This is a genomic window from Dapis hubbardiae BLCC-M172, assembly GCF_050016015.1.
GTDB lineage: Bacteria > Cyanobacteriota > Cyanobacteriia > Cyanobacteriales > Microcoleaceae > Trichodesmium.
Genome location: NZ_JBNHEQ010000004.1, coordinates 32,070 through 33,710 on the forward strand (window position 1 = coordinate 32,070; position 1,641 = coordinate 33,710).

At 43.8% G+C, this 1,641-nt stretch carries 1 protein-coding gene; it reads left to right on the forward strand.

Annotation, left to right across the window (positions count from 1 at the left end; genetic code table 11):
- On the forward strand, positions 1–1,297 hold a 1,297-nt coding region (locus ACP6PK_RS00345; protein ID WP_426556782.1), incomplete at its 5' end, for a formylglycine-generating enzyme family protein.
- Between the last annotated feature and the right edge of the window lie 344 nt (positions 1,298–1,641).

Below are 1,641 nucleotides of genomic sequence, written 5' to 3' on the forward strand. Positions count from 1 at the left end.
TACCTATATGGCATTCGCCCTTTACCTATATGGCATTCGCCCTTTACCTATATGGCATTCGCCCTCTACCTATATGGCATTCGCCCTTTACCTATATGGCATTCGCCCTCTACCGATAGCGTGTTGTCTAAGAATTTGCGTCAGTCCTGATAAAATTATTAAATTACAGTGGTTTTCATTTCGGGAGACTAAAGTAGGGACGTTCCATGGAACGTCCCTACAGGATTTTGTTTGTTACCATTTGGTTGATCAATCTGAAAAGCACTGTAAGACCTTATATTATCCAAGTCTCAATCATTTTATGAAAACTTTTTGGCATAAATCACTTATTATCTTTTTCCTAACAATATCCCTGATTTTCCCTTTCTCCACACCAGCACAAGCATCCTCTACAGATAATAGCTGTCCTGAAGGAATGATATTTATTCCCGGAGGAACTTTTACAATGGGTTCAGATACTCATTATCCATCAGAAATTTCTGCCAGTGATGTCACAGTAGATAGTTTTTGCATCGATCGCCACGAAATCACAAATGCAGAATTCCGTAAATTTGTCGAAGCAACAGGCTATAAAACCATTGCCGAACGCCCCCTACCGAAATCACAATTTCCCGATCTAACTGACGAACAACTGCAACCTGGTTCCCTCGTCTTTGAACCCCCCTCTGAAGGTATTCAACAAGTTGCTTACTTAAGTTGGTGGCATTGGACAGTGGGTGCTAATTGGCAACATCCCTACGGTCCAAAGAGCAACATCAGAGGCAAAGATAATTATCCTGTGGTTCATATTGCCTATGAGGATGCAGTTGCTTATGCTAATTGGGCGGGTAAGTCTCTCCCTACAGAAGCTCAATGGGAATATGCAGCGCGGGGAGGTCTTCAAGAGCAAGAATTCACTTGGGGGAATCAATATTCTGCCAAGAAAGCCAACACCTGGCAAGGGATGTTTCCTTTTTTCAATACCAAGGAAGATAACTATTTAGGAACTGCACCAGTAGAATCTTTTCCCGCCAACGGTTACGAACTTTATGATATGACTGGAAACGTTTGGGAATGGACTTTAGATTGGTATCAAGTAGGACATTCTGGCAAAGATCATAGTTTGAACCCCATCGGACCTGACAAAACTGTTAGTTTCGATCCCATCAAACCCCAGGAAGGAGCTTTGCACGTTATCAAAGGAGGTTCTTACCTCTGTGCTAAAAATTATTGTAGTCGTTATCGACCTGCTGCCAGAGAGTCCCAAGCCCCTGATACCGGAACAACTCACATTGGATTTCGCTTAGTAGTCTCGTAGGGTGCGTTAGACGGCGCAAATCTGTGCTATCATTCCATTGCTTCTAATCGTAACGCACCATCTTATGTCTAGTAAGAGTGGTTGCGGTGCGTTACGGCCAATTGAGCAACCAGGGCAAAGAAAACGAAATACTGGACAGCCTAACGCACCCTACTGTCTACTGCTGCTAGAGAGTCTCGTAGTGGATAGACACAGTAGTTTTGTAGGGTGCGTTAGACGGCCTGAATTTGTGCTATTATCCTATTGCTTCTAATCCGTCGTAACGCACCATCTTCTGTCTAGTGAGAGCGGTTGCGGTGCGTTACGGCCAATTGAGCAACCAGGGCAAAGAAAACGAAATACTG